Annotated in this window: 24 protein-coding genes; 2 read left to right on the top strand and 22 right to left on the bottom strand. The window is 43.7% G+C overall.

Features of this window, described 5'->3' with window-relative positions; translation table 11 throughout:
- Positions 1 to 35: 35 nt before the first annotated feature.
- From JNG37_RS03885 to mnmA, 13 genes are all read right to left on the bottom strand, one after another.
- Complete coding sequence (locus JNG37_RS03885) at positions 36 to 404, bottom strand: BlaI/MecI/CopY family transcriptional regulator (protein WP_158456187.1); 369 nt, start codon at positions 402 to 404, stop codon at positions 36 to 38.
- 119 nt (positions 405 to 523) lie between these two features.
- Positions 524 to 1,537 (bottom strand): glycosyltransferase family 2 protein, encoded by a 1,014-nt coding sequence (locus JNG37_RS03880; RefSeq protein WP_158456185.1) that lies wholly within the window; start codon positions 1,535 to 1,537, stop codon positions 524 to 526.
- A gap of 265 nt (positions 1,538 to 1,802) precedes the next feature.
- Positions 1,803 to 3,323 carry a flavocytochrome c gene (locus JNG37_RS03875; protein WP_158456183.1) on the bottom strand — a complete coding sequence of 507 codons (1,521 nt, stop codon included), beginning with the start codon at positions 3,321 to 3,323 and terminating at the stop codon, positions 1,803 to 1,805.
- A 160-nt stretch (positions 3,324 to 3,483) separates the two neighbouring features.
- Entirely contained in the window at positions 3,484 to 4,095 is a 612-nt protein-coding gene (rpsD, locus tag JNG37_RS03870) for a 30S ribosomal protein S4 (RefSeq protein ID WP_024407736.1), read from the bottom strand.
- Positions 4,096 to 4,296: 201 nt separating this feature from the next.
- Positions 4,297 to 4,716, bottom strand: a complete 420-nt coding sequence (locus JNG37_RS03865; RefSeq protein WP_187321617.1) for a hypothetical protein — start codon at positions 4,714 to 4,716, stop codon at positions 4,297 to 4,299.
- Positions 4,717 to 4,845: 129 nt separating this feature from the next.
- A complete protein-coding gene (locus JNG37_RS03860; protein WP_002938218.1) occupies positions 4,846 to 5,097 on the bottom strand; it encodes a Veg family protein in 252 nt (83 codons plus the stop codon).
- A gap of 3 nt (positions 5,098 to 5,100) precedes the next feature.
- The gene (gene dnaB, locus JNG37_RS03855) at positions 5,101 to 6,456 is read right to left on the bottom strand and encodes a replicative DNA helicase (protein ID WP_158456180.1); all 1,356 of its coding nucleotides are present in this window, start codon (positions 6,454 to 6,456) and stop codon (positions 5,101 to 5,103) included.
- 39 nt (positions 6,457 to 6,495) lie between these two features.
- Positions 6,496 to 6,948 (bottom strand): 50S ribosomal protein L9, encoded by a 453-nt coding sequence (gene rplI, locus JNG37_RS03850; protein WP_158456178.1) that lies wholly within the window; start codon positions 6,946 to 6,948, stop codon positions 6,496 to 6,498.
- A gap of 9 nt (positions 6,949 to 6,957) precedes the next feature.
- A complete protein-coding gene (locus JNG37_RS03845; protein WP_158456176.1) occupies positions 6,958 to 8,919 on the bottom strand; it encodes a DHH family phosphoesterase in 1,962 nt (653 codons plus the stop codon).
- An 81-nt stretch (positions 8,920 to 9,000) separates the two neighbouring features.
- Positions 9,001 to 10,917, bottom strand: a complete 1,917-nt coding sequence (gene mnmG, locus JNG37_RS03840; protein ID WP_158456174.1) for a tRNA uridine-5-carboxymethylaminomethyl(34) synthesis enzyme MnmG — start codon at positions 10,915 to 10,917, stop codon at positions 9,001 to 9,003.
- 2 nt (positions 10,918 to 10,919) lie between these two features.
- Positions 10,920 to 11,375 carry an NUDIX hydrolase gene (locus tag JNG37_RS03835; RefSeq protein ID WP_158456172.1) on the bottom strand — a complete coding sequence of 152 codons (456 nt, stop codon included), beginning with the start codon at positions 11,373 to 11,375 and terminating at the stop codon, positions 10,920 to 10,922.
- Positions 11,365 to 11,796, bottom strand: coding sequence for an NUDIX hydrolase (locus tag JNG37_RS03830; protein ID WP_158456170.1), 432 nt, complete (start codon positions 11,794 to 11,796; stop codon positions 11,365 to 11,367). The genes JNG37_RS03835 and JNG37_RS03830 overlap by 11 nt, the downstream gene beginning before the upstream one ends.
- Positions 11,797 to 11,956: 160 nt before the next feature.
- The gene (gene mnmA, locus JNG37_RS03825) at positions 11,957 to 13,081 is read right to left on the bottom strand and encodes a tRNA 2-thiouridine(34) synthase MnmA (protein ID WP_158456168.1); all 1,125 of its coding nucleotides are present in this window, start codon (positions 13,079 to 13,081) and stop codon (positions 11,957 to 11,959) included.
- A gap of 214 nt (positions 13,082 to 13,295) precedes the next feature.
- On the opposite strand from mnmA, the gene sdaAB reads away from it, so the two are divergent.
- Together sdaAB and sdaAA are read left to right on the top strand one after the other, a co-directional pair.
- Positions 13,296 to 13,967: an L-serine ammonia-lyase, iron-sulfur-dependent subunit beta gene (sdaAB, locus tag JNG37_RS03820; protein ID WP_002938202.1), complete on the top strand. Its 672-nt coding sequence runs from the start codon at positions 13,296 to 13,298 to the stop codon at positions 13,965 to 13,967.
- A gap of 12 nt (positions 13,968 to 13,979) precedes the next feature.
- Positions 13,980 to 14,852 carry an L-serine ammonia-lyase, iron-sulfur-dependent, subunit alpha gene (gene sdaAA / locus JNG37_RS03815; protein WP_158456166.1) on the top strand — a complete coding sequence of 291 codons (873 nt, stop codon included), beginning with the start codon at positions 13,980 to 13,982 and terminating at the stop codon, positions 14,850 to 14,852.
- Between the two features lie 39 nt (positions 14,853 to 14,891).
- Here the strand turns inward: sdaAA and JNG37_RS03810 are convergent, their stop codons facing one another.
- The 9 genes from JNG37_RS03810 to JNG37_RS03770 all read right to left on the bottom strand — a co-directional run bounded on the left by JNG37_RS03810 (position 14,892) and on the right by JNG37_RS03770 (position 22,373).
- Entirely contained in the window at positions 14,892 to 15,545 is a 654-nt protein-coding gene (locus JNG37_RS03810; protein ID WP_158456164.1) for a hypothetical protein, read from the bottom strand.
- A gap of 119 nt (positions 15,546 to 15,664) precedes the next feature.
- A complete protein-coding gene (locus JNG37_RS03805; protein ID WP_158456162.1) occupies positions 15,665 to 16,333 on the bottom strand; it encodes a response regulator transcription factor in 669 nt (222 codons plus the stop codon).
- Between the two features lie 3 nt (positions 16,334 to 16,336).
- Positions 16,337 to 17,713, bottom strand: a complete 1,377-nt coding sequence (locus tag JNG37_RS03800; RefSeq protein WP_158456160.1) for a sensor histidine kinase — start codon at positions 17,711 to 17,713, stop codon at positions 16,337 to 16,339.
- Between the two features lie 144 nt (positions 17,714 to 17,857).
- Positions 17,858 to 18,400, bottom strand: coding sequence for an aggregation-promoting factor (locus tag JNG37_RS03795; RefSeq protein WP_158456538.1), 543 nt, complete (start codon positions 18,398 to 18,400; stop codon positions 17,858 to 17,860).
- A 130-nt stretch (positions 18,401 to 18,530) separates the two neighbouring features.
- Complete coding sequence (locus JNG37_RS03790; RefSeq protein ID WP_158456158.1) at positions 18,531 to 19,325, bottom strand: energy-coupling factor transporter transmembrane component T family protein; 795 nt, start codon at positions 19,323 to 19,325, stop codon at positions 18,531 to 18,533.
- Positions 19,318 to 20,160, bottom strand: a complete 843-nt coding sequence (locus tag JNG37_RS03785; RefSeq protein WP_158456156.1) for an energy-coupling factor transporter ATPase — start codon at positions 20,158 to 20,160, stop codon at positions 19,318 to 19,320. The genes JNG37_RS03790 and JNG37_RS03785 overlap by 8 nt, the downstream gene beginning before the upstream one ends.
- Complete coding sequence (locus tag JNG37_RS03780; protein ID WP_158456154.1) at positions 20,136 to 20,972, bottom strand: energy-coupling factor ABC transporter ATP-binding protein; 837 nt, start codon at positions 20,970 to 20,972, stop codon at positions 20,136 to 20,138. The genes JNG37_RS03785 and JNG37_RS03780 overlap by 25 nt, the downstream gene beginning before the upstream one ends.
- Positions 20,972 to 21,511 (bottom strand): CDP-diacylglycerol--glycerol-3-phosphate 3-phosphatidyltransferase, encoded by a 540-nt coding sequence (gene pgsA / locus JNG37_RS03775; protein WP_158456152.1) that lies wholly within the window; start codon positions 21,509 to 21,511, stop codon positions 20,972 to 20,974. Before pgsA ends, JNG37_RS03780 begins: the two co-directional genes overlap by 1 nt.
- A 10-nt stretch (positions 21,512 to 21,521) precedes the next feature.
- Entirely contained in the window at positions 21,522 to 22,373 is an 852-nt protein-coding gene (locus JNG37_RS03770; RefSeq protein ID WP_158456150.1) for a helix-turn-helix domain-containing protein, read from the bottom strand.
- Between the last annotated feature and the right edge of the window lie 72 nt (positions 22,374 to 22,445).

Genomic DNA, 22,445 nt, shown 5'->3' with positions numbered 1-22,445 from the left:
CCGACGCCATAATAATCCCCCAATTATTCTTTTTCCTATTTGTTCAACAATCCCCTTAGCTCATCCAACTCATCTTCTGACAAGGCATTCGATGAGAAGAGAGTCTTCACCAATCCTCCTAAGGAGTTACCTTGGTAACGATCTAAAAAGTTTGATGTTTCAACAGCCATGTATTCTTCCTCAGAAATAATCGCTGTATAGTGGCGCTCGCGCCCATTTCGCTCACTCTTCAAAAAACCCTTTTCTGTCAGACGAGCCAAAATCGTCAGTAGGGTTTGTGGTTTCCAGTGATTATCCTCTCCTAAATGACCGATAATCTGTGCTGAGGTTACTGGGTTGGGTAAATGCCAAATGACGCGCAATACATTAAATTCCGCATCTGGCAATCGTTTCAATTCATTCATTTGTGAAATCCTCTTTTCTTTTTATTATTCTACACTTGTCGTTTTTCTTTGTCAACAGAAATAACCTGCTTCCAGAAAAAGAAAAGAAGAAAGCCCAGTTGTTCAGCTTCCTTCATTCCTTAATTAAATCCATAAATCCGTTTGGCAATCTTATAAACGGCGTTGGAGATCTTACGACCTGGATAGCCATAGAGATTGGTCAACTGACCGAGTAAACCTTTGCGAACAATCTTGAAGAGGGCTGGATTATTGTCCCGAATGTAATGCCAGAGTTCCTGCTTCTTCATCATATGCTCAGCTGTGCCACCACGGTTGAGCAGGGCACAGGAGATAATGGTGGTAATCTCCACATGATTGAGCAGATAGCTCCGCAAGTCAGGATTGGTCAACTGGTCCAGCTCCAACTGGTCCACCAAGATTTTATTGACTTTGATCTGCTGATCAATCCGTTTGATCATGACAGATTCGTTGACAGATTGGTCATTTCGGCCGATAAAGTAGCGGTAAAAATCCACCGGCAGATAGTACATGGTCTGAACTGCCTGTAAAGGTGTAAAGACAAAAATGTTATCCACATAGAAGGTATGCTCTGGCAGGACCAGACCCACTTCTCGTAGTAAGTCTGTCCTGTAAATAAGAGAATGCATCATCATGTACTGGCCCTTAGAGAAGGCACCCACATCCTCCCAGCCAAAAAGACGATTTTCAGGGAGGACATCCTGATAGGACATGGATTTTTTCCGCGACTGACCTTCTTTTTCATAGACAAAGTTGGAAATGAAGGCATCGACAGGCGTATTTTCTACTTCCAAGGCCTGTAGTTTTTCCAAAATCTTCAGATAGGCTCTGCTATCGACCCAATCGTCTGAATCCACGACCTTGAAATAACGTCCCTTGGCCTCACGAATCCCTGTGTTGACCGCTCCGCCATGTCCCTTATTATCCTGATAAATGGCACGCACATTTGGGTAGCGGGCCGCCAAATCCTCGGCAATAGCCTGGGTCTGATCGCTCGATCCGTCATTGATAACCAAAATCTCGACCGCATCCCCGCCGATGACCAGCGAGTGAACGCAGTAGTGCAGGTAATCTTGGGCGTTGTAGCTGGGAATAACAATGGTTAGTAGGGTCATCTTTCTCTCCGTCTTGGCACAATTTGTTACTATTTTATCACATTTTTTAAAATAAGGCTCAGCTTCTTTTGAGGAAAACTACTTATGCACAGCCTGTGGATAAGTCTGTGAACAAGCAGAATAAATCCCGTCAATCCAAACCTTTCCTTCCCTTTTTACTGCTTATTTAAGAGATGTTTGCCTGTAATTCCCAGAAAAATAGTGAAACTTTTCCACAGTTTTCCAAAAAAAGTCTTGAAAAAAGACCCGTCTGGGTCTTTTTCTCTTATTTCGCAAATGTAGCCGCTTGTTCTCCAGCCTGACGTCCAAATACGATAATATCTGCAACTGCATTGCCTCCAATTCGGTTTTTACCATGGACACCGCCTGTGACTTCACCAGCAGCGTACAAACCAGGAATCGCTTGTCCGTCTGCTTTCAACACTTGGGTATTGGTGTTGATTTTCACACCTCCCATGGTGTGGTGAACACCAGGTGCGACTTTGATAGCATGATAGGCTCCTGTATTCAAGGCATGGTCCATACCAGAACTTCGGCCAAATGCTGGGTCATTCTTGTCTGTCACAGCTTGATTCCAGCTATCCAAGGTAGCTTGTAGCGTAGCAGCTGGAAGATCGATTTCTTTAGCTAATTCTTCTACGGTCGCAGCTGTTTTTACCAGCCCTTTGCTTTCATACTGTGCGATGGCTTTCACACGATCCTTGAGGGCATCGTCAAAAATGACATAGGCATAGTTGGGGTCTAGGGAGTTAATGGCCGCGGAAACCTTATCTCGCGTTTCTAGTTCATTCACGAAGCGCTCACCTTTGGCATTGACCAATATGGCCCCTTCGCCACGTACGGCTTCTGTAATCAGGTAGGAAGTTTCTTGCTCAACAGTTGGGTGAATCTGGATTTGTTCCATATCAACGGTTGCTGCCCCTTTATCCTCCGCAAGAGCAATACCATCACCTGTTGACCCTTCCTGGTTAGTCGTCACGTAACCTTCCAAGGCTGGATTGAGTTTGGCAACCATGTCTAGGTCTGCCCCGAAGCCACCTGTTGCCAAAACGACTGACTTAGCTGTGATAGTTTTGCTTTTACCAGCAATCTCCACTTCAACACCTGTCACGCTACCTGCTTCTTCTTGTAGATCTGTTACTTCAGCATTGACGAAAATCGGTACTTCTCTCTCAACAAGATTGTAGTAGAGGCCGTTCACCAAGTAGCCTCCAACTGCTGAGCCATCTGCTGGTCGGTGGGTCCGTTTTTCGCTCATACCTCCAGTTGTCGTAATATTACTGAGAGTAATCCCAAGCCCATCCAGCCAATCAATAGCAGCGGCAGAATTGTCCACTAGGTAGCGAAGCAATTCTGGGTCATTTGTTCCACCGCCACCTTTGAGGGTTTCTTCGTAGAATTTGTCGTTGCTATCCGCAATACCTTCTGCTTCTTGGAACTTGGTCTGAGAAGCATTCATCCCTGCAGAGGATTTGGCTGTATTGCCCCCGATAACGGGCATTTTTTCCAAAATCACAACATCTGCACCAGCATCCTTAGCCGAAATAGCCGCTGCCATACCTGCACCGCCAGAGCCCACTACAATGACATCGTAACTATCCTTGAGTTCCGAAGGATCTGTATAAACCTTTTCTGATGCACCAGAAACCGTTTCTTCCTTACTGGATGAAGAAGTCGAAGTTGAGGACTGGGAACTGGATTGATCGGACTGAGTCTGGCTACAAGCAGCTAGAAAGACAATTCCAATAAAGCTGAGAAGCAAGCCCAACCAGTATCTTTTTTTCATAAAAAGACCTCCTGTTATATTATTATGTAACTTGATTGTACAGAATTTAGAGGCGATTTTCAAGCAGTTTTGTTTACTTTTTCACAAAAATAATCAAAATAGTAGGAGCAACAAAAAAACCAGCCTGAGATAGACTGGTTTGAAAAAACAGATATAAATCTTAGAGCATTTTGTTGTAGAATTCTACGACAAGAGCTTCGTTGATTTCTGGGTTGATTTCGTCGCGTTCTGGCAAGCGAGTCAATGAACCTTCTAATTTTTCAGCATCGAATGATACGAAAGCTGGACGTCCAAGAGTTGCTTCAACAGCTTCAAGGATAGCTGGAACTTTGATTGACTTCTCACGAACTGAGATCACTTGACCAACTTCAACGCGGAATGATGGGATATCAACGCGTTTGCCGTCAACAAGGATATGACCGTGGTTTACGAATTGACGTGCTTGACGACGAGTAGTTGCCAAACCAAGACGGTAAACGACGTTATCCAAACGACGCTCCAAAAGAAGCATGAAGTTGAAACCAAGAGTACCTTGCTTGATTTTAGTAGCTTGTACGAACAAGTTACGGAATTGTTTTTCACCCAAACCGTAAGAGAAACGCAATTTTTGTTTCTCAGCCAATTGCAAACCGTATTCTGACAATTTAGAACGGTTGTTTGGTCCGTGTTGACCTGGTACGTAGTTACGACGTGCCAATTCTTTACCTGTACCTGTCAATGACAAGCCAAGACGACGAGCTTGTTTCCAAGATGGTCCTGTATAACGTGACATAGTTATGTCCTCCTAAAATAAAATATAAAAATTATTTGTAGGAAATAACGTTTTAAGCAAACCTGATTCGTGCAGGAGGCCTTCATCGAAACAGCAACGATTACTCTTCTTGCTGACCTTCTGTTGACGAGCTTCATTTTGCTCTGCTGTTATTTCGCACAAAGATTAGTATAGCACAAAAAAAAGGCTCTGTAAAGCCTTTTAGTCATTCATTTTTTCAAATCCGAGAAAGTAAAATATCGTAGCAAACTCACTAGCCGTAGTCGTTTCGATATCCGCTAACATTTCCAAATCACCTTCTCCAACAATTTGTGAAATCATGTTAAAATCAGCAATCGCAGGGTCGATGTCAATGACCAGACGCCACACTCTTTCCCTAGGAAAATGGCTTGCCACCTCAACTCCATCAACTGTTTCCAGCTCTGCCAATTCAGGAAGGGAGTACTCATAAAATAACTCCTCTAACATATCTCCAGCTTCTTTTGGACTCGATGCTCCTATTTCACCGAGATAGGCATCAGTTAGTTCCACCTCGTAATAGACCTTGAATCGATGAAGAGCATCCTGCTCATGAGTCATACTGAAATAAGTCCAAGCATTATCTGCTTCATCTGATACCAATCTATAAATATCAGTTCTTTGCTGACCTGAAGGAGCAACCGAATTGTTGTTTACTACACATCCTACCAAGAACATGCAGCTAACCAGTAGGAGAACTACCCGTTTTAAACACTTCATCATGTCATCACATTAGTCTAAATAATGAATCAAAATCTTTTCTGTCAAAATGTCCGAGTAAGTATAAGATTCCACAAAGGTATTGTTTGGATCTTCAAACTCAACGATAAAGAGGGATTGATATACCTCCACAATACGCCCCTGCTTATTCTTCTCACGCTTACGACCATTTTCAAGGGTCAACTCAACAATTTGTCCCTCATGGTCTTTAATATCTTGTTTGATTTGCTTCATTTTAGCAACATCTGTAAATGCATCACTCATTCTCTATCCATCCTCTCTCTTGGAAATACTTGCAAATTTATTGTATTCTTTTTGGAACATGAGTTCCACGGTACCACGCGCACCGGAACGGTTTTTCTCGATGATCACTTCAACCGTATTGTTAGGAATGCCACCATCTTCTTGCTCACCACGCTCATAGTAATCATCACGATACAAGAAGGCAACGATATCCGCATCCTGCTCAATAGACCCAGACTCACGAATATCGGACAAGACGGGACGCTTGTCCTGACGTTGTTCCACACCACGCGACAACTGACTAAGAGCGATAACTGGCACTTTCAATTCCTTAGCCAAAATCTTCAACTGACGGGAAATCTCCGAAACCTCTTGTTGACGATTTTCCCGACCAGTACCTGTAATCAACTGGAGATAGTCAATCAAAATCAAACCAAGGTTTCCAGTCTCCTGAGCCAACTTGCGTGAACGCGAACGAATCTCTGTAATCTTGATACCAGGCGTATCGTCGATATAAATACTCGCACGCGCCAGATTGGCCTGGGCAATGGTCAACTTCTTCCATTCTTCATCCGACAACTGACCAGTACGAATAGAACGCGAATTGATAACCCCTTCTGCCGCCAACATACGGTCCACTAAGCTCTCCGCACCCATCTCCAGAGAGAAGATGGCAACTGTCAAGCCCAGCTTGGTCCCGATATTCTGAGCAATATTGAGGGCGAAGGCCGTCTTACCAACGGCTGGGCGAGCCGCCAAGATGATCAATTCTTCTTCATGCAGACCCGTTGTCATGGCATCAAGAGCAGGATACCCCGTCGCAATCCCTGTGATATCCGATGTCTGCCGCGACCGGATTTCTAGATTTTCAAAGTTGGTATTGAGGACATCATCAATCCGCTTAAAGCCGCTTCGACTAGCCCCCTCACTAACATCGATTAAGGCCTTCTCTGCCTGGGCGATAATCTCATCTGACTCATCCGCACCTTCATAAGCAGAATTGACCGCATCTGTCAACCGCTCAATCAGTTTCCGGAGGTTTGATTTCTCCGCGACAATCTTGGCATAATATTCCGCATTGGCGGATGTCGGTACAGAGTTGATGACTTCTGCCAAATAAGCCAAGCCACCAATACTCTCCAAATCACCATGATTGGCCAAATAGTTGCGCATAGTCGTCGCATCAATGGCCTCATTGCGGTCAGACAGGGCAATCATGGCCTTGAAAATCAGCTTATGGGCATGTTTGAAGAAATCCTCAGCCTCAATGTATTCTCGAACGAAGACCAACTTGCCTTCGTCAATGAAAATGGCACCTAAGACCGACTGCTCCGCTAAAATATCCTGGGGCTGAACCCGTAATTCATCAATTTCTGCCAAGTTCTCACCTCCTCCATCCTCTCCATTGAACTGACTGTATTAGGCTTCTTTTACGCTCAAACGAATCTCACCAGTGATGTCCTGGTAGATTTTAACAGGGACTTCAATCAAGCCCAAGGCACGAATTGGATGATCCAATTGAATGTGACGCTTGTCAATCTTGATTCCAAATTGTTTTCCTAACTCTTCAGCAATTTTCTTGCTGGTAATCGAACCAAATGTCCGTCCATCTGGACCAACCTTTTCCACAAATTGCACCAAGGTCGCTTCATCAGCCAATTTTGCCTTAATCGCTTCTGCCTCAGCCACCATCTCAGCGTGGGCTTTTTCTTTGGATTTCTCTTGGCCACGCAATTCGCTAATAGCTTGGTTGGTTGCTTCTTTTGCAAGGTTTTTCTTGATCAAAAAGTTTTGGGCATAGCCTGTCGGCACCTCCTTGATTTCACCTTTTTTTCCCTTACCTTTTACATCTGCTAAGAAAATAACTTTCATCTGCTTTACCTAACTTTCTTTTAATAGTTCTTGTATCTTATCGATAATGCTAGCCTGAATCTCAGTCATGGACTGATCGTAGATTTGAGCAGCAGCCAAGTTAAAGTGACCGCCCCCTCCCATCTCTTCCATGATACGCTGAACATTAACCTTGCTACGGCTTCTAGCGGATACAGCGATATAGCCCTTGCTATTTTTCGTCACCACAAAGACCGCCTCAATACCAGACATGCCCAAGATAGTATCTGCCGCCTTGCTGGTTACGACACTATCATAGGTTCGCTTTTCATCCCCACAAGCTACAACGATATGGGGCGTCACCTTTTGACCGCGCAAGATTAACTCATTGATTTGCTTATACTCTTCGTAATCCGTTGCCGCAATCTGTTGAATTTCCAGATTATCACTACCCCTGCTACGGAGATAGCTAGCCACGTCAAAAGTCCTGCTGGTCACCCTCGAAGTAAAATTGTGGGTATCCAACATCATCCCCGCCATCAGCAAACTAGACTGAAGACGATTGAGTTTATGGTGCTTGTCATTTTGAAACTGGATCAATTCTGTCACCAACTCGCTGGCTGAACTAGCGCCACTCTCAATATAGGTCAAAATAGCATTTGTTGGGAAGTCTGAGTCTCTTCGGTGATGGTCCACCACAACCACTTGACTAAATTCTTCGTAGAGTTCCTTGGAAAGGGTCAAACTAGTTTTCGAATGATCAACCATAATCAAGAGAGACTGATGGGTCACCTTCTTCATCGCTTCTTCAACAGTTAGGAGGTTAGAACAGTTTTCATCCGATAGTTTTTTAATGGCACGAGCAATGTCTGGTGCCATTTCATTGGGATTATAGACCGTATAGGCATTGTTCATGATATTTTGAGCGAAATACTGCATCCCTACAGCCGAACCCAAAGCATCCAAATCCAGATTTTTATGTCCTACGACAAATACGCTATCCACAGACTTAAGCTTGTCAGACACCGCCGTCATCATGGCACGGGTACGGGTACGCGTCCGTTTAACAGAAGAAGCTGAGCCCCCACCAAAGAAGATCGGTTGCTTGCTTTCATCATTTTCCTTGATAACAGCTTGGTCACCTCCACGAACCTCAGCCATGTTGAGGTTTTGAAGAGCAACCTGGCCAATCTGATGATGGTTCCCATCGCCATAAGCCAAGCCCATACTAAGGGTCAAGGCAAGTTCCAAATTTTTAGCTTTTTCACGAAACTTATCAATTACAGAAAACTTGCTTTCAATCAAACTTTCCAAGACACCATAGTCCGTGAAGAAATAGAACCGGTCCATGGTTCCCCGACGGTAGTAAATGTCATACTCATGACAGAAATCCGATACAAATTGAGCCAAGAAGGAATTGACCTGGCTAATCTGCGAATCGGTAAAATTATCCTCAAGTTCATCATAATTATCGACAGAGATAATACCGATAACTGGACGACTTCCAATCAAATGGGTCGTTGCCTTGTACTCAGTTGATGCATCAAAAAAGTAAAAGAGCCCCTGTTCAAAGTCCACATTGACAGCGTACCGTTTACCGGAAAAATTAGCATAAATCCGATCTTGATCCAGGCCAACATCAATAATTTCACGCAGTTTCTTCTGATCAAAGGTCCCATTTTCCTGAGCAAAAATGAGTTCTGCATAGGGATTAAACCACTCTACCTGGTTACTGTCCATCCTCACCTTGATCACACCAACGGGCATCTTATCCAAAAGTTGCATCAAGCCTGAATTGGCTTGATTGTTTAAGTATTCAATTTGCTCAATTTCACTGAACTCGTAAGAATGCTTTTGGTAGATAAACAAAACAATCAGGAGTAGGAGGGTGACAAAGAGAGCGAGTAGCATCAAGCTAGACGCAGGAAAAAGACTACTGATAGTTGCCAATAGTCCAAACAGTATGACACCGATCATCACAAAATGAAGTGTTACAAACCGAAATTTTTTCATTATAAACCTCTTCCTGCCATTCTACCACAAATAGTCCTAAATTGCTAGCTTTCTCCAACCTATCAGAAGAAAAGAACAGCCTTAGCGACTGTCCTTTGATTTGTTTTTAGAAATAGAACGACTGCGTCCTTCCAAGTAGACCATGAGAATGGAGATGTCCGCTGGATTGACACCGGAAATCCGACTAGCCTGGCCAATGGTTTCTGGTGAAATCAGCTTGAATTTCTGACGAGCCTCCGTCGCTATGGAATCAATGTCATCCCAGTCAATGTCGGCTGGAATACGCTTTTCTTCCATGCGTTTCATCTTCTCCACCTGATCCAAGGCCTTGGCAATGTAGCCCTCGTACTTGACCTCTGTTTCAATCAATTCAATGGTCTTGGCATCCAAGTCCTCTGCCGCAGGGCCGATAAAGGCCACCGCATCTGCGTAAGTCACATCTGGACGGCGCATGAATTCCTTGGCGGTCAAAGCGTCTGTCAAGGGCTTGAAGCCCATAGCAACAACTTTTTCATTAGTTTCCTTGATTGGCTTGAGTTTGATAGATTCCAAGCGTTTCATTTCATTGTCAAATTGATTTTTGTGAATCTGGAAAACCTGCCAGCGTTCATCATCTACCAAGCCAACCTGACGACCGATTTCTGTCAGACGCATATCGGCATTGTCATGACGCAGAATCAAGCGGTATTCTGCCCGACTGGTTAAGAGGCGATAAGGCTCCACCGTTCCCTTGGTCACCAGGTCATCAATCATAACACCAATGTAGCCGTCGCTTCGTTTCAAAATCAACTCAGACTTACCCTGTACCTTAAGGGCGGCATTGATACCAGCGATAATTCCCTGACCTGCCGCTTCTTCATAACCTGATGTTCCGTTGGTCTGACCTGCTGTAAAGAGCCCCGAAATCTTCTTAGTTTCCAGCGTCGCCCGCAATTGATGAGGCATAACCATATCGTACTCAATGGCATAGCCCGTCCGCATCATCTGAGCATTTTCCAAGCCTTTGATGGAGTGGATCAAGTCCTGCTGCACATCTTCTGGCAGACTGGTTGACAGCCCTTGTACATAGATTTCATCGGTATTACGACCTTCTGGCTCTAAGAAAAGCTGGTGGCGTTCCTTGTCGGCAAAACGCACAATCTTATCCTCGATTGACGGACAATAACGGGGTCCAATCCCCTTGACAATCCCTGAAAACATAGGGGCTCGGTGAAGATTGCCGTTGATAATCTCATGGCTGGTCGCATTGGTATAGGTCAGCCAGCAAGGAATTTGGTCCTGCAAATAATCCTCGTCCTTGGACAAGAATGAAAAGTGATTTGGCTTTTCATCGCCTGGCTGAATCTCAGTTTCTTCGTAGTTAATAGTGCGAGCATTGACACGCGGTGGCGTCCCTGTCTTGAAACGACCGATTTCAAGTCCTAATTCTTTCAGATTATCCGCCAGCGTGATGGAAGCTAAACTGTTGTTTGGCCCTGACGAATACTTGAGATCACCAATGATAATCTCGCCACGCAAGGCTGTACCTGTCGTCACCACAACTGCCTTAGCGGAGAATTTCTGGTTGGTAGCCGTGCGGACACCGATAACCTTGCCGTCTTCCACCAAAATCTCATCAATCATGGTTTGGCGCAGGGTCAGATTTTCCTGACGCTCGACCGTCCGCTTCATCTCCGCTGCGTACTCTGCCTTGTCCGCCTGAGCCCGCAAGGCACGAACAGCTGGCCCCTTCCCCATATTGAGCATCTTCATCTGGATGTAGGTTTTATCAATGTTGCGGCCCATTTCGCCACCCAGAGCATCGATTTCCCTTACCACAATCCCCTTGGCAGAACCACCAATAGAGGGATTACATGGCATAAAAGCCACCATATCCAAGTTTATCGTCGCAAGCAGGGTCTTACAGCCCATCCGACTAGCTGCCAATCCCGCCTCTACACCCGCATGCCCCGCACCGATTACGATGACATCGTAGTTTTCTGCAAATGTGTGTGTCATGTTTATTTCTCCTTTATATTCATGATGTGTTTGACTTGTCCATTCCAGTTTGGCAATTCTTGAGCCAGAAAGGCTGGTACGACATTTAGGTTGACAAGTTTGTCAAGTTCAATCCATTCACAAGCTTGTTTCAAGTTATCTTCAATCATCTCCTTAGGCATTTCTCCAATAGAATCGACAATAAAATGAAACTCGATGTTGTGAAAATCTATGTCTTCATGTGTAAACTGATTTTCAACGACAAAGGCTAGTTGGTTGACACAGCTGTCAACCCCTAATTCTTCTTTAACTTCCCGAACAACCGCATCTTGTGCAGTTTCGTTGACTGCAATCGCACCACCAATAGTATAATAACGCCCCTTAGCGTCCTTGGTGAGAAATATTTTCCCATCTTTTATAATCAATGCAGTGGCACGAACACCGAAGACCTGATTGTCAAGTCTGGTCCTAAAATCCATTCTTCCTTCTCTTTTCTAAAATTTCTTCGAGATATGGAACTAAATTTTTCTTGTTTTCATCGCGACTAGTAAACCATAGAAAATCAGTATGCTCTTCTGAATCGAGAAGAATTGTTTTGGGCTGTTCAGGAAGTGTTACTTCATAGACCAGCCTCGTAAACACCGTCTGTTTCTCTTCATCAAACTGACTATCTTCATGGATAATTGTCAGATTTTCCTTGGCTATCAAAATGCCTGTTTCTTCATAGCATTCTCGAACGGCAGCATCACGAGGCAATTCATTCTCCTCAACACAACCACCTGGAATATCCCAATATCGAGGAAAGACATTGGGTTTACCACGCTTGATCTGCGAACGCTGAATCAGCAAGTGGCTGTCTGCAACAGTCAGTAAAACATGGGCAATCAGTCTGACAGGCATGATTCCTCCTAATCTCACAAAAAATAGCCAAAACTCTCGAAAACTGCAGGACAAAAAAGCCTACAATTCCCATGAGCTTTGACCATCATAGTTCTTGTTAGAAATATTGTATCAAATTGTCCTGACAAGTCAAGTTAAACAATCTTTACATAGCTGTCAATTAGATGTACTGACAAGCAACCCCATCTTTGTAGGCCATATCGATCATGCCACCGCCCAGACACTCTTGACCGTCATAGAAAACAACGGCTTGTCCTGGGGTGATAGCCCGTTGCGGTTCAGCAAAAACAACTTCTGCCTTGTCGCCTTTTACCTTGACAGTTACTTGACTGTCTGGTTGACGATAGCGAAACTTAGCCGTGCATTCCAACGTGAATTCTTCAGGCATATCACGTGTAAAGTGTACTTGACTAGCCTGTAAAGAAGTTGACATCAAGGACTCATGATAGAAGCCTTGACCGACATAGAGGATATTTTTTGACAGGTTTTTTCCGACAACAAACCAAGGTTCATTGTCCCCACCGATTTGTCCTCCGATACCAAGCCCGCCCCGCTGACCAATGGTATAGTACATAAGGCCTGTATGTTCTCCCATGTCACGACCGTCAACCGTCATCATCCGGCCGGGCTGGGCTGGCAAATACTGCCCTAAAAATTCTTTGAAGTTCTTTTCACCGATAAAGCAGATGCCTGTCGAATCTTTCTTCTTAGCTGTCGCCAAGCCTGCTCGCTCTGCTATTTCCCTTACCTGAGGCTTTTGTAAATGGCCGAGCGGAAACATGGTTTTCTGCAGCTGTTCCTGTGAGAGTTGGCTAAGGAAATAGGTCTGGTCCTTGCCATTGTCTGCCCCACGTAGCATGTGAACGGTGCCGTCCTCGTCGCGTGACACCTGAGCATAGTGGCCCGTCGCCACATAGTCCGCCCCCAAGTTCATAGCGTAATCCAAGAAGGCCTTGAACTTGATTTCCTTGTTACACATAACATCTGGATTGGGGGTGCGGCCTGCTCGATACTCAGCTAAGAAATACTCAAATACGCGGTCCCAATACTCTTTTTCAAAGTTGACAGAGTAGTAAGGAATGCCGATTTGGTCTGCCACTGCAGCCACGTCCTTATAGTCTTCTGTTGCTGTACAGAAGCCATTTTCGTCCGTGTCGTCCCAGTTTTTCATGAAGATACCGATGACATCGTAACCCTGCTCCTTGAGCAAGAGGGCCGTAACCGATGAATCCACACCGCCACTCATACCGACAACAACACGGGTTTTAGAATTGTCAATTGACATAATCTTCTCCCATCTTTTCGTAGAAATAACGATTTGAAGGTCGTATTCCAAAATTTGATTATCCAAAAACGATTGACGATTTTGAACAACTTGTATTATACCATACAAAAAGGGTAAGCGATAGAATTTTAACATAAGAAAACACATTCATCTAGGCATATTCTCTAACTGGAAAATTTGATATAATAGTACCAAGAAAAACGTGAGGATTACTATGACAAACTTAAAATTTCAATCGGTTTTTGACATCATTGGACCGGTTATGATTGGACCGTCTTCTAGTCACACAGCTGGTGCGGTCCGCATTGGAAAAATTGTGTCTTCAATTTTCGGCGATGAGCCGACAGAGGTGGAATTTCAACTCTACAATTCCTTTGCCAAGACCTATCGTGGTCACGGTACGGATGTAGCCTTGGTAGCAGGTATTCTGGGCATGGATACGGATGATCCCCGCATTCCTGACTCTCTTGATATTGCAAGAGAACGAGGCATTAAGGTTTACTGGCGTGTCAACAAGGACAGCAATACCCCACATCCCAATACCACCAGAATCATCATAAAAAACGATAAAAAATCCATCTCAGCCACAGGCGTTTCCATCGGTGGGGGAAACATTCAAGTAACAGAGCTCAACGGTTTTTCTGTCAATCTCAATATGAATACGCCAACTATTATTATTGTTCACCAAGATGTCCCTGGTATGATTGCGAAAGTGACCGATGTCCTTTCTAAGTATGACATCAATATCGCCCAAATGAACGTGACACGTGAAAAAGCTGGCGAAAAAGCCATTATGATTATCGAAGTGGATGCTCGCCAATGTGAAAATTCTATTGCAGAAATTGAAAAAATTCCACATCTGCACAATGTAACCTTCTTCAACTAGAAAGAGAAAGACATGTTTTATACTATCGAAGAATTAGTTCAGCAAGCAGACAACTTTTCTGGTAATGTAGCTGAACTCATGATCGCTACTGAAATTGAATTGACTGGTCGTAACCGCGAAGAGATATTGACAATTATGTCAAGAAACTTGACAGTTATGAAAGCCTCCATCGTAGATGGACTTACTGAAAGCAAATCCGTATCTGGTTTAACAGGAGGCGATGCTGCCAAGTTAGATGCCTATATGAAATCTGGTAAAACCCTGTCAGATTCCGCCGTCCTATCCGCAGCAAGAAACGCTATGGCTGTCAACGAATTGAACGCCAAAATGGGCTTAGTCTGTGCCACTCCGACAGCAGGATCAGCTGGTTGTTTACCGGCCGTTCTTGGAGTAGCCATTGACAAGTTAAACTTGACCGAAAACCAACAACTTGACTTCCTCTTTACAGCAGGAGCCTTTGGGCTGGTCATTGCCAACAACGCCTCCATCTCAGGTGCAGAAGGAGGCTGTCAAGCAGAAGTCGGATCTGCCTCTGCTATGTCTGCCGCAGCGTTAACTCTTGCAGCAGGTGGAACCCCCTACCAAGCTAGCCAAGCCATCTGCTTTGTCATCAAAAATATGCTGGGTCTGATTTGCGATCCCGTCGCTGGTCTGGTAGAAGTCCCTTGTGTCAAACGTAATGCAATGGGAGCAAGCTACGCCATGGTAGCTGCCGATATGGCACTAGCAGGTATCGAATCCAAAATCCCCGTTGACGAAGTCATCAATGCCATGTACCAAGTGGGCTCCGCCCTCCCAACTGCCTTCCGTGAAACTGCTGAAGGTGGACTTGCAGCAACACCAACGGGGCGTCGCCTCGCACAAGAAATTTTCGGAGAAAGTTGACAATCCTGTCAAGACAAAAGGACCATTACGGTCCTTTTCTTATTGTTTTGTAAAGCTGATTTTATCCAAGGTAGTATCATTGGTGTCAACTTCTGTCAATGTCAAGGTTGAGCCACTCAAGCTGTAAGTATCTGCTTCGCCATCAATGTAGGCGATTTTCTTCTCAAGATCCAGAACGACCAATTCGCTATCTTGTTCTCCATCATTGTCAACTTCAACTAAACTACCTTGATTTCCTTTGATGGTCAGGGTATAGCTATCATTTCCGACCGTAGCCGTATAAGTACCATCTAACTCTGAGCTCTCAACCAGGGTAATGCCATAGTTTGCTGCAACTTGCTCAGCTGTAACTACTGTTGCAGTCGCTGAAGAAGCTGCTGTCGTACTGCTCGCCGTTGTTGTGTTAGAGCTTGCAACAACTGACTGGGCTGTCGTAACTTGATTGTCATCATCGTTATCTGATAGACCTAGACTCTGCTCAACTTGAGTTTCTAAAGCATCCAAACGGTTTTCATAGACCTCAGCTACGACAAATCCTCCTGTTACTAAGAGCAGAGCTCCTGCTGATAGTAAGATGATTGATTTTTTACTCATCTTACTTACTTTTGTTTTTAAACTGGTTAGGAGAGATGCTTTTTCTTCCGTTTGTACTTCTTGCTCGATAATTTGCTTGTTTTCGTTTTGGTTTTCCATTTGTGTTTCCTCTTTTTTACTATTTTCTTCAGCTCTTTGCTGATAAGTCTATTATAGAGGACAATTCTCAACACTTTAGGTAAAGTTTCTAAACAGTTTCTAAACAAATTCGAAAGAATTTATGCATTGAGTCGGTAACCTGCTCCCCAAACCGTTTCAATCAAATCTGCTCCCAGCTTATCCCTCAATCGATTGATATGGACCGTTACTGTTGCACTATCCCCTACATAGTCATAGCCCCAGATTGTCTCAAACAGTTGATCTTTTGAAAAGACCCGGTTGGGATGTTGAGCTAGGTGGGCAAGTAATTCAAACTCCCTATTGGGCAACTTGATCGGCTGCCCTGCTTTTTCTACCTTCCAACTCTCCAAATAAATCACCAAATCACCAACCCACAGTTCCTTCTCCTCTTTGGTAGGTTGTAGGCGTTGGTAGCGGGTCAAATGAGCTTTCACACGCGCAACCAACTCCATAGGATCAAAGGGTTTGCTGATATAGTCATCTGCTCCTAAGCCTAAACCTCTGACGACATCCATAGTTTCTTGCTTAGATGTTACCATCAGGATGGGAAAATCTACTTGGTTGCGGAGGTCGCGGCAAATATCATAGCCTGTTTTATTGGGTAGCATAACATCTAAGAGCAAGAGATTGTAAGTTTCGGTTCGAATCTGCTCTTCGACTAGAGCACCATCTGCTACGACATCAACTTGATAGCCTTGCATTTCCAAATAATCTCGCTCAAGCTGTGCAATTTCGATATCATCTTCAGCAATCAATATACGTGTCATTTCTTATCCTTTCTTAGGCAGACGAATGGTAAAGATCAAGCCAGCCTTATTTTCAACGACGATTGTGCCACCTAGACGATGCACAATATTGTTTACAATAGAGAGCCCCAAACCATGTCCATCCACTTGTTGACGGGCCTGATCTACCCTATAAAATTCTGTAAAGAGTTTGTCTAGTTGATCCTTAGATACTCCTTGGCCGTTATCAGCAAATGTCCAGACTACTTGATTGCCATCTCTAGCGCCTCTAATGGTCAACAAGAGCGGACTAGTATTGGCATATTTTCGTGCATTATCTACCAGATTATCCAAAATCCGTCTAAACTGGACTGGGTCCATTTCTACTGGTAATTCTTCTGCCACTTCTAGACGGAAATCAATCGCTTCATCTGCCAATTCTGCCTTCTTCTCACTGATATAAGCTTCAAAAAACTCCCATAAATCGACTTCTACTGTATCAAATGGCAATTTATCGGTCTCTAGTTGAGAGAAAACGAACAATTTTTCCAACAATTTCTCCATGACCAATGATTTCTGATAGATAATGGTCAGGTAATTCTGCCGTTTTTCTTCTGTGTTGGCAACTCCGTCTAAAATTCCCTTGGCATAGCCTTTAATCGATGTGAGAGGTGTCCGTAAATCATGAGAAATATCCGCTACCATCTGGGTCCGATTTTGTTCGTACAGACGATTTTTCTCTTGAGCCTCCAACAAACTTGTCTGCATTTGGTTGAAACCTTCTGTCAATTCTTCAAATTCTCGATCACCGCTATAATCTAGATTTTCCTGGTAATTTCCTTTTCGAATCCGCTCAACCCCCTTGTGGAGTTCATCCATCGGTTTCATAATTGCCTGCAGAATGCGTTTTGTAACCATCAGGTTCAAAAGTAAGATAACCACAATGCCAGTACCACCCATCAACACAATTTGTAACAGGAAGGTCTGGAATTCCGTAGCATCCTGCTGGTCCTCCGTATCCTCAATCACTGCATAGAGAGAAACAAGCTGTCCCTGTGTTTCCAATTGCCTACTGATTACAATTTCCTCATCAATGTAGGTCAAATGAGTGGTCTCACTAATTGCAACAGCTGTAACATCCTCTACATCTTCCTGGATATTGGAAAACAAGATAAAACCATCGCTCTCCACGTAGAGCTGAGCCCCTCCACTTGCTAATTTCTCCGCCAGACTGACATAATCTGTCCCCGAAAACTCTTCAATACTGGTTTGGCTCATCGCTGTTTTCTGACTTGTGGACAATAAACTACTCCGATTCAGATAGATGTTATTGACAACAAAGACACTGATGGCTAACATGGCAAGCAGAGAAATCCCTAACATCAGCATATTGAGACGAAAAATCCGTTTTTGTAAATTCATGTGCCACTTTCTTCCTTAATTTTTCAACATTATAAGCAAAATCCACCTATTTGTAAAGTTTTCTTGCTTCAAAAAAGCTAGGACAGGCAATTGCCTGTCCTAGCTATCTCATCCTAGAATATCTCATACATACTTCTGGTTAGCTTAATACCAACCATTTGCCAACCAGAAAGTCTTGGCTGCAGACCAAGAACCGTAGCGGTTTGCTACATAAGCATCTGCCACACGTTCTTGGTTTTCTGGTGAATAGTCACCATTCAAATAGGTATTGGTCAACTGATAGCGACCATAATAAATTCCGTTCTGTGCAGTATAGCTACCGCCAGATTCCTTTTGGGCAATCCATTCTTTGGCAGCTGCATCTTCTGCACTTAAATTAGAAGAATAGCTGGTAGTCGTTGCAACAGTTGTTTCACTACTTGTTTCAGTAGTAGCTGTCTGTGTGGTTGCTTCCGATTCACCGATTTCTAGCACTTGACCAACGAAGATCAGGTTTTTATCCGCGATCTTATTTTCCTCTACCAAAGCTTCAACACTGGTTTGGTACTGAAGAGCAATTTTAGAAAGCGTATCGCCTGCTTGAACTGTATAGGTTTCTGCACTAACAAGACCTGCTGTTGCTAAAGATAGGGTTGCAACCGCTCCTGTTAGAATGGGTTTTAGGTTTGATTTTAGTGAAAAATTCATCATAAAAAGTTTCCTTTCTTTCAACTGCTCCTATCATACGCCTCCTTTATTACCTTTGGATGTAGAATTTGTAACAAATGTTACAGTTGAATTGGAATTGGACTAAAAAAACGCTTTACAAAGCGCTTTTTTAACTTTTTAAAATGAATAAGACCGCACTGATTCCGAGCATAACTAAAATAGCGAGACTATCTAAGTAGGTCCATTTGAGAACGCGATACTTGGTTCTTCCCTCTCCTCCTTGGTAGCCACGGGCTTCCATTGCCGTTGCTAAAGCGTAGGCACGTTTAAAACTAGACGCAAATAGTGGAATCAAAATCGGAATCACAGATTTGACCTTTTGAATCAAATTGCCTTCTCCAAAATCAACACCACGCGCCCGCTGCGCATTCATGATGCGTGTTGTATCATCCATCAAGGTCGGTACAAAACGCAAACTCATGGACAGCATCAAGCCAATTTCATGGACCGGTACCTTGAATCTTGCCAAAGGTGCCAAGCCTGACTCAATGCCATCTGCCAAACTCAAGGGCGTAGTTGTCAAGGTCAAGAGTGTTGAAAAAATGATAATTAATACGAACCGTGCAAAGATGATGGCTGCCTGAGTCACGCCGTGTTCGGTCAATTGGAAAATCCAAAATTGCCAGTAAATCCTGCCACCACCTGTAAAGAACAATTGAAAGAAAGTGGTAAAGAGGATAATACCAATCATAGGCTTCAAGCCATTCAAGAAAAAGGAAAACTTGATGGAAGACAAACCAATCAGACCGAAGACAAAACCGATTAAAACTAGATTGGTGACCAAATTATTGGCCCAAAAAATCACCAACAAAAAGAGAAACATAGCCAAGAGTTTACTACGAGGATCCAGGCGATGCAGGAGAGAATTGCCTGGAATATAGCGCCCCAAAATGAGTTTATCCACCTGACACCACCTCCCTAAATTCGTCTATTGTAATCGGCAATTGTTCAAAAACAAACCCCCGACGTTCTAAATTAGCCGCAAATTTTGTAATTTTTGGAACACCTAATTTGATAGACTCCAAGAATTCAACCTGCTGAAAAACCTCTTTCGGCTGACCAGATACCACCAATTTCCCCTTGTCCATCACATAGACATAATCAGCGAAATCAGCGACATCATCCATCACATGCGTCACCAAAATAATGGTCATCCCTTCTTGATGCAATTGTTTGAAAATCGCCATCAACTCACGTCTTCCCAAGGGATCTAAACCAGCTGTTGGTTCATCCAAGACCAAATAGTCCGGTTCCATAGCCAAAATTCCTGCAATCGCGACCCGACGCATCTGCCCGCCTGACAATTCAAAGGGACTTCTCTCAAACAGTTCTTTCCCAATACCAACCAAAGCCAGTTTTTCTGCTGCAATAGCCTGAGCTTCTTCTTCAGAAATACCAAAATTCTGTGGTCCAAATGCTACATCCTTCAAAACTGTTTCATCAAAGACTTGACTTTCTGGAAATTGGAAAACCAAACCAACCTTTTTCCGAATATGCTTAATATCCTTGGTTTTTGATCCAGCAAGGATTTCCACACCATCTACCAATACACTACCACTTGTTGGCACATGCAAGCCATTTAATAGCTGTAGAATAGTAGATTTTCCTGATCCTGTGTGCCCAATCAAGGCAGTATAGGAACCCTCTTTGATTTCCAAATCCACACCAAATAGGGCACGACCTTCAAATGGCGTCCCTACTTGGTAGGTATAGCTTACATCTTGGAGATTAATTCCCATACTTCTTCTTCCAATTCTTCTTCCGTAAAATAGCCTGATGGTAGAGCAAGGCCTGCCTGCCGCATTTTTTCTGCTAACTGGACTGAGAAAGGTGCTTCCAATCCAAGTTGATTCAGGTCAGATCGTAAAAATAGTTGACCAGGGCTACTGATGGACTCAATTTGCCCTTTTTTCATCACAATAACCCGGTCACTCAAGGCAACCTCATCTAGATCATGCGTGATGGACAGTACCGTAATCTTGTACTTTTCTTTAATTCTTTGAACAACCTTTATCAGCTCTAGGCGACCTTCAGGATCCAGCATGCTGGTTGCTTCATCCAAAATCATAATAGCTGGACGCAAGGCAACAACTCCAGCAATGGCGACCCGTTGTTTTTGACCACCGGATAGCCTAGCAGGTTCCTTGGTTTTAAATTCAGACATCCCAACCAATTCCAGGGCTTCTTGAACTCTTTCGCGCATTTCTTCGAGGGGAATACCTTGGTTTTCCAAACCAAAAGCAACATCATCCTCAACAGTTGCCCCTACAAATTGGTTGTCAGGATTTTGAAAGACCATTCCAATCTGCCGACGCTTTTCCCAAACATTGTCTGGGGTCAATAAATCGCCTGAAATATAGATTTCACCTTGATTGGCTTCCAAAAGCCCATCAATCAAGCGTACCGTCGTTGATTTCCCTGATCCATTGTGACCAATAATCGACAACCATTCCCCTTGTTTCACGTGAAACGAGACCTTATCCAATGTCCAAAATGGGGCATCTTCTTCATATTTGTAGGATAAATCTTTTACTTGAATTATTTCTGTCATTACTTAAACGTGTCCTTAAATAAGAAAGACGCTCCTTTGAAATAGTCATAACCCGAATACAAGGTAAAGAAGAGGGCTACATACAGAGTGATTTGTCCCAATAACTGCCACTGCAAGAGGAGGAAAATAATCGCAAACATTTGCGAAAATGTCTTAATTTTACCAGGCATAGCTGCTGCCAAAACCGTCCCACCATTTTCCACTAAAAGCAGACGCAGACCTGTCACTGCCAACTCACGGCAGATGATAATCGCAACCACCCAGGCTGGAGCTAGGGATAGTTCCACCAACATGATAAAGGCAGTCATCACTAAAATCTTATCCGCCATCGGATCAGCAAACTTACCGAAATTCGTTACAACCTGCCATTTCCGTGCCAGGTAGCCATCTAGATAATCTGTCGCACTTGCCAAAGCAAAGAGAAGGGCAGCAAAGGCCATCCCAGCTCCTGACTGCCACAGGGTAAGACTAATAATAAAAATTGGGATAATTGCAATGCGACCTAAGGTAAGGGCATTGGGAATATTTTCTTTTTTCATGTAAATTCCTTTATTCTAGGGTCAAAACCAGACTAGCAGCTGTGTCATTCAATGAGGAGGTGTCAACCTTCTGACCTGCAATTGTCACCTCAACACCGTCCACAACACCTAAAATAAGTTCTGCTGCTGTGCTTCCTTGGTAAATAGTTGCTTCTACCTTGGGATTCTCTGGACTCAACGTCACCCCACCAGCGATATCTGAATTGGAAAGACTAACCCAGCTAGTTGCATCTGTAACGGATAGTGTGACTGTTACCGCTGTTTCTTGATGAGGTACTGTCACATAGAGGACTTGGCCACCTCCTGAACTGGTCAAACTTGTCGTTGAACTAGTTGTAGTCGAACTAGATGTCGCACTGGTTGAACTGGAACTGTTCGAAGGAGAACTTGATGCTGTTGAGGAGCTTGAAGATGACACCACATATGAAGAGGAAGTCTGTTGATTCACCAACAATTGCATCTGATAACGTTGATAGACGACATACGTCACAAAAATCAAAATCATCAAAGCAGACAAAAGCAGATAAACCAGCGGTAAAAAGGACTTGCCTTTTCGCTTAGTTTTCTGACGTCTCCGCCATTTGTGTTCAATATCCACTTCTTCACCAGCCTCGAAATACTGGACAAGACTTTGGTGTTCAAAAGCATCTACCAAGACATCTGCATCCAAGTCCAAAACATCTGCATAAGAGCGCAAGACAGAAATCGTCGTCTCTTCGTCCGGCAGATAATCAAAATCATTGTATTCTAAAGCCTGCAAATAATTGGAGTGAATTTTTGTCATTCGTTGAACTTCCGCCAAAGACCAGTCACGACTTTCCCGAGCAGAACGCAATACTTCACCGATACTTTTTTGCCTCATAGTAACCTCGCACATTCTCTAGTTTCAATACAATATTGTAACAAAAATCCCCAAAAAATTCGATGATTGGTA

Origin of the sequence: Streptococcus suis (assembly GCF_016775005.1) — a bacterium.
GTDB classification, from domain to species: domain Bacteria; phylum Bacillota; class Bacilli; order Lactobacillales; family Streptococcaceae; genus Streptococcus; species Streptococcus suivaginalis.
This window is presented reverse-complemented; position numbering and strand designations above follow the sequence as displayed.

Bases quoted from the DNA above. Each gene is read 5' to 3' on its own strand.
- JNG37_RS03810 (WP_158456164.1), bottom strand. From the start codon at position 15,545: ATGGAAAACCAAAACGAAAACAAGCAAATTATCGAGCAAGAAGTACAA.
- sdaAB (WP_002938202.1), top strand. From the start codon at position 13,296: ATGACAAACTTAAAATTTCAATCGGTTTTTGACATCATTGGACCGGTT.
- JNG37_RS03795 (WP_158456538.1), bottom strand. From the start codon at position 18,400: ATGAATTTTTCACTAAAATCAAACCTAAAACCCATTCTAACAGGAGCG.
- mnmA (WP_158456168.1), bottom strand. From the start codon at position 13,081: ATGTCAATTGACAATTCTAAAACCCGTGTTGTTGTCGGTATGAGTGGC.
- JNG37_RS03770 (WP_158456150.1), bottom strand. From the start codon at position 22,373: ATGAGGCAAAAAAGTATCGGTGAAGTATTGCGTTCTGCTCGGGAAAGT.
- JNG37_RS03860 (WP_002938218.1), bottom strand. From the start codon at position 5,097: ATGAGTGATGCATTTACAGATGTTGCTAAAATGAAGCAAATCAAACAA.
- mnmG (WP_158456174.1), bottom strand. From the start codon at position 10,917: ATGACACACACATTTGCAGAAAACTACGATGTCATCGTAATCGGTGCG.
- JNG37_RS03785 (WP_158456156.1), bottom strand. From the start codon at position 20,160: ATGGGAATTAATCTCCAAGATGTAAGCTATACCTACCAAGTAGGGACG.
- JNG37_RS03805 (WP_158456162.1), bottom strand. From the start codon at position 16,333: ATGACACGTATATTGATTGCTGAAGATGATATCGAAATTGCACAGCTT.
- JNG37_RS03835 (WP_158456172.1), bottom strand. From the start codon at position 11,375: ATGGATTTTAGGACCAGACTTGACAATCAGGTCTTCGGTGTTCGTGCC.
- rplI (WP_158456178.1), bottom strand. From the start codon at position 6,948: ATGAAAGTTATTTTCTTAGCAGATGTAAAAGGTAAGGGAAAAAAAGGT.
- JNG37_RS03845 (WP_158456176.1), bottom strand. From the start codon at position 8,919: ATGAAAAAATTTCGGTTTGTAACACTTCATTTTGTGATGATCGGTGTC.
- sdaAA (WP_158456166.1), top strand. From the start codon at position 13,980: ATGTTTTATACTATCGAAGAATTAGTTCAGCAAGCAGACAACTTTTCT.
- JNG37_RS03800 (WP_158456160.1), bottom strand. From the start codon at position 17,713: ATGAATTTACAAAAACGGATTTTTCGTCTCAATATGCTGATGTTAGGG.
- JNG37_RS03885 (WP_158456187.1), bottom strand. From the start codon at position 404: ATGAATGAATTGAAACGATTGCCAGATGCGGAATTTAATGTATTGCGC.
- pgsA (WP_158456152.1), bottom strand. From the start codon at position 21,511: ATGAAAAAAGAAAATATTCCCAATGCCCTTACCTTAGGTCGCATTGCA.
- JNG37_RS03875 (WP_158456183.1), bottom strand. From the start codon at position 3,323: ATGAAAAAAAGATACTGGTTGGGCTTGCTTCTCAGCTTTATTGGAATT.
- JNG37_RS03880 (WP_158456185.1), bottom strand. From the start codon at position 1,537: ATGACCCTACTAACCATTGTTATTCCCAGCTACAACGCCCAAGATTAC.
- JNG37_RS03830 (WP_158456170.1), bottom strand. From the start codon at position 11,796: ATGCCTGTCAGACTGATTGCCCATGTTTTACTGACTGTTGCAGACAGC.
- JNG37_RS03780 (WP_158456154.1), bottom strand. From the start codon at position 20,972: ATGACAGAAATAATTCAAGTAAAAGATTTATCCTACAAATATGAAGAA.
- rpsD (WP_024407736.1), bottom strand. From the start codon at position 4,095: ATGTCACGTTATACAGGACCATCTTGGAAACAAGCTCGTCGTCTTGGC.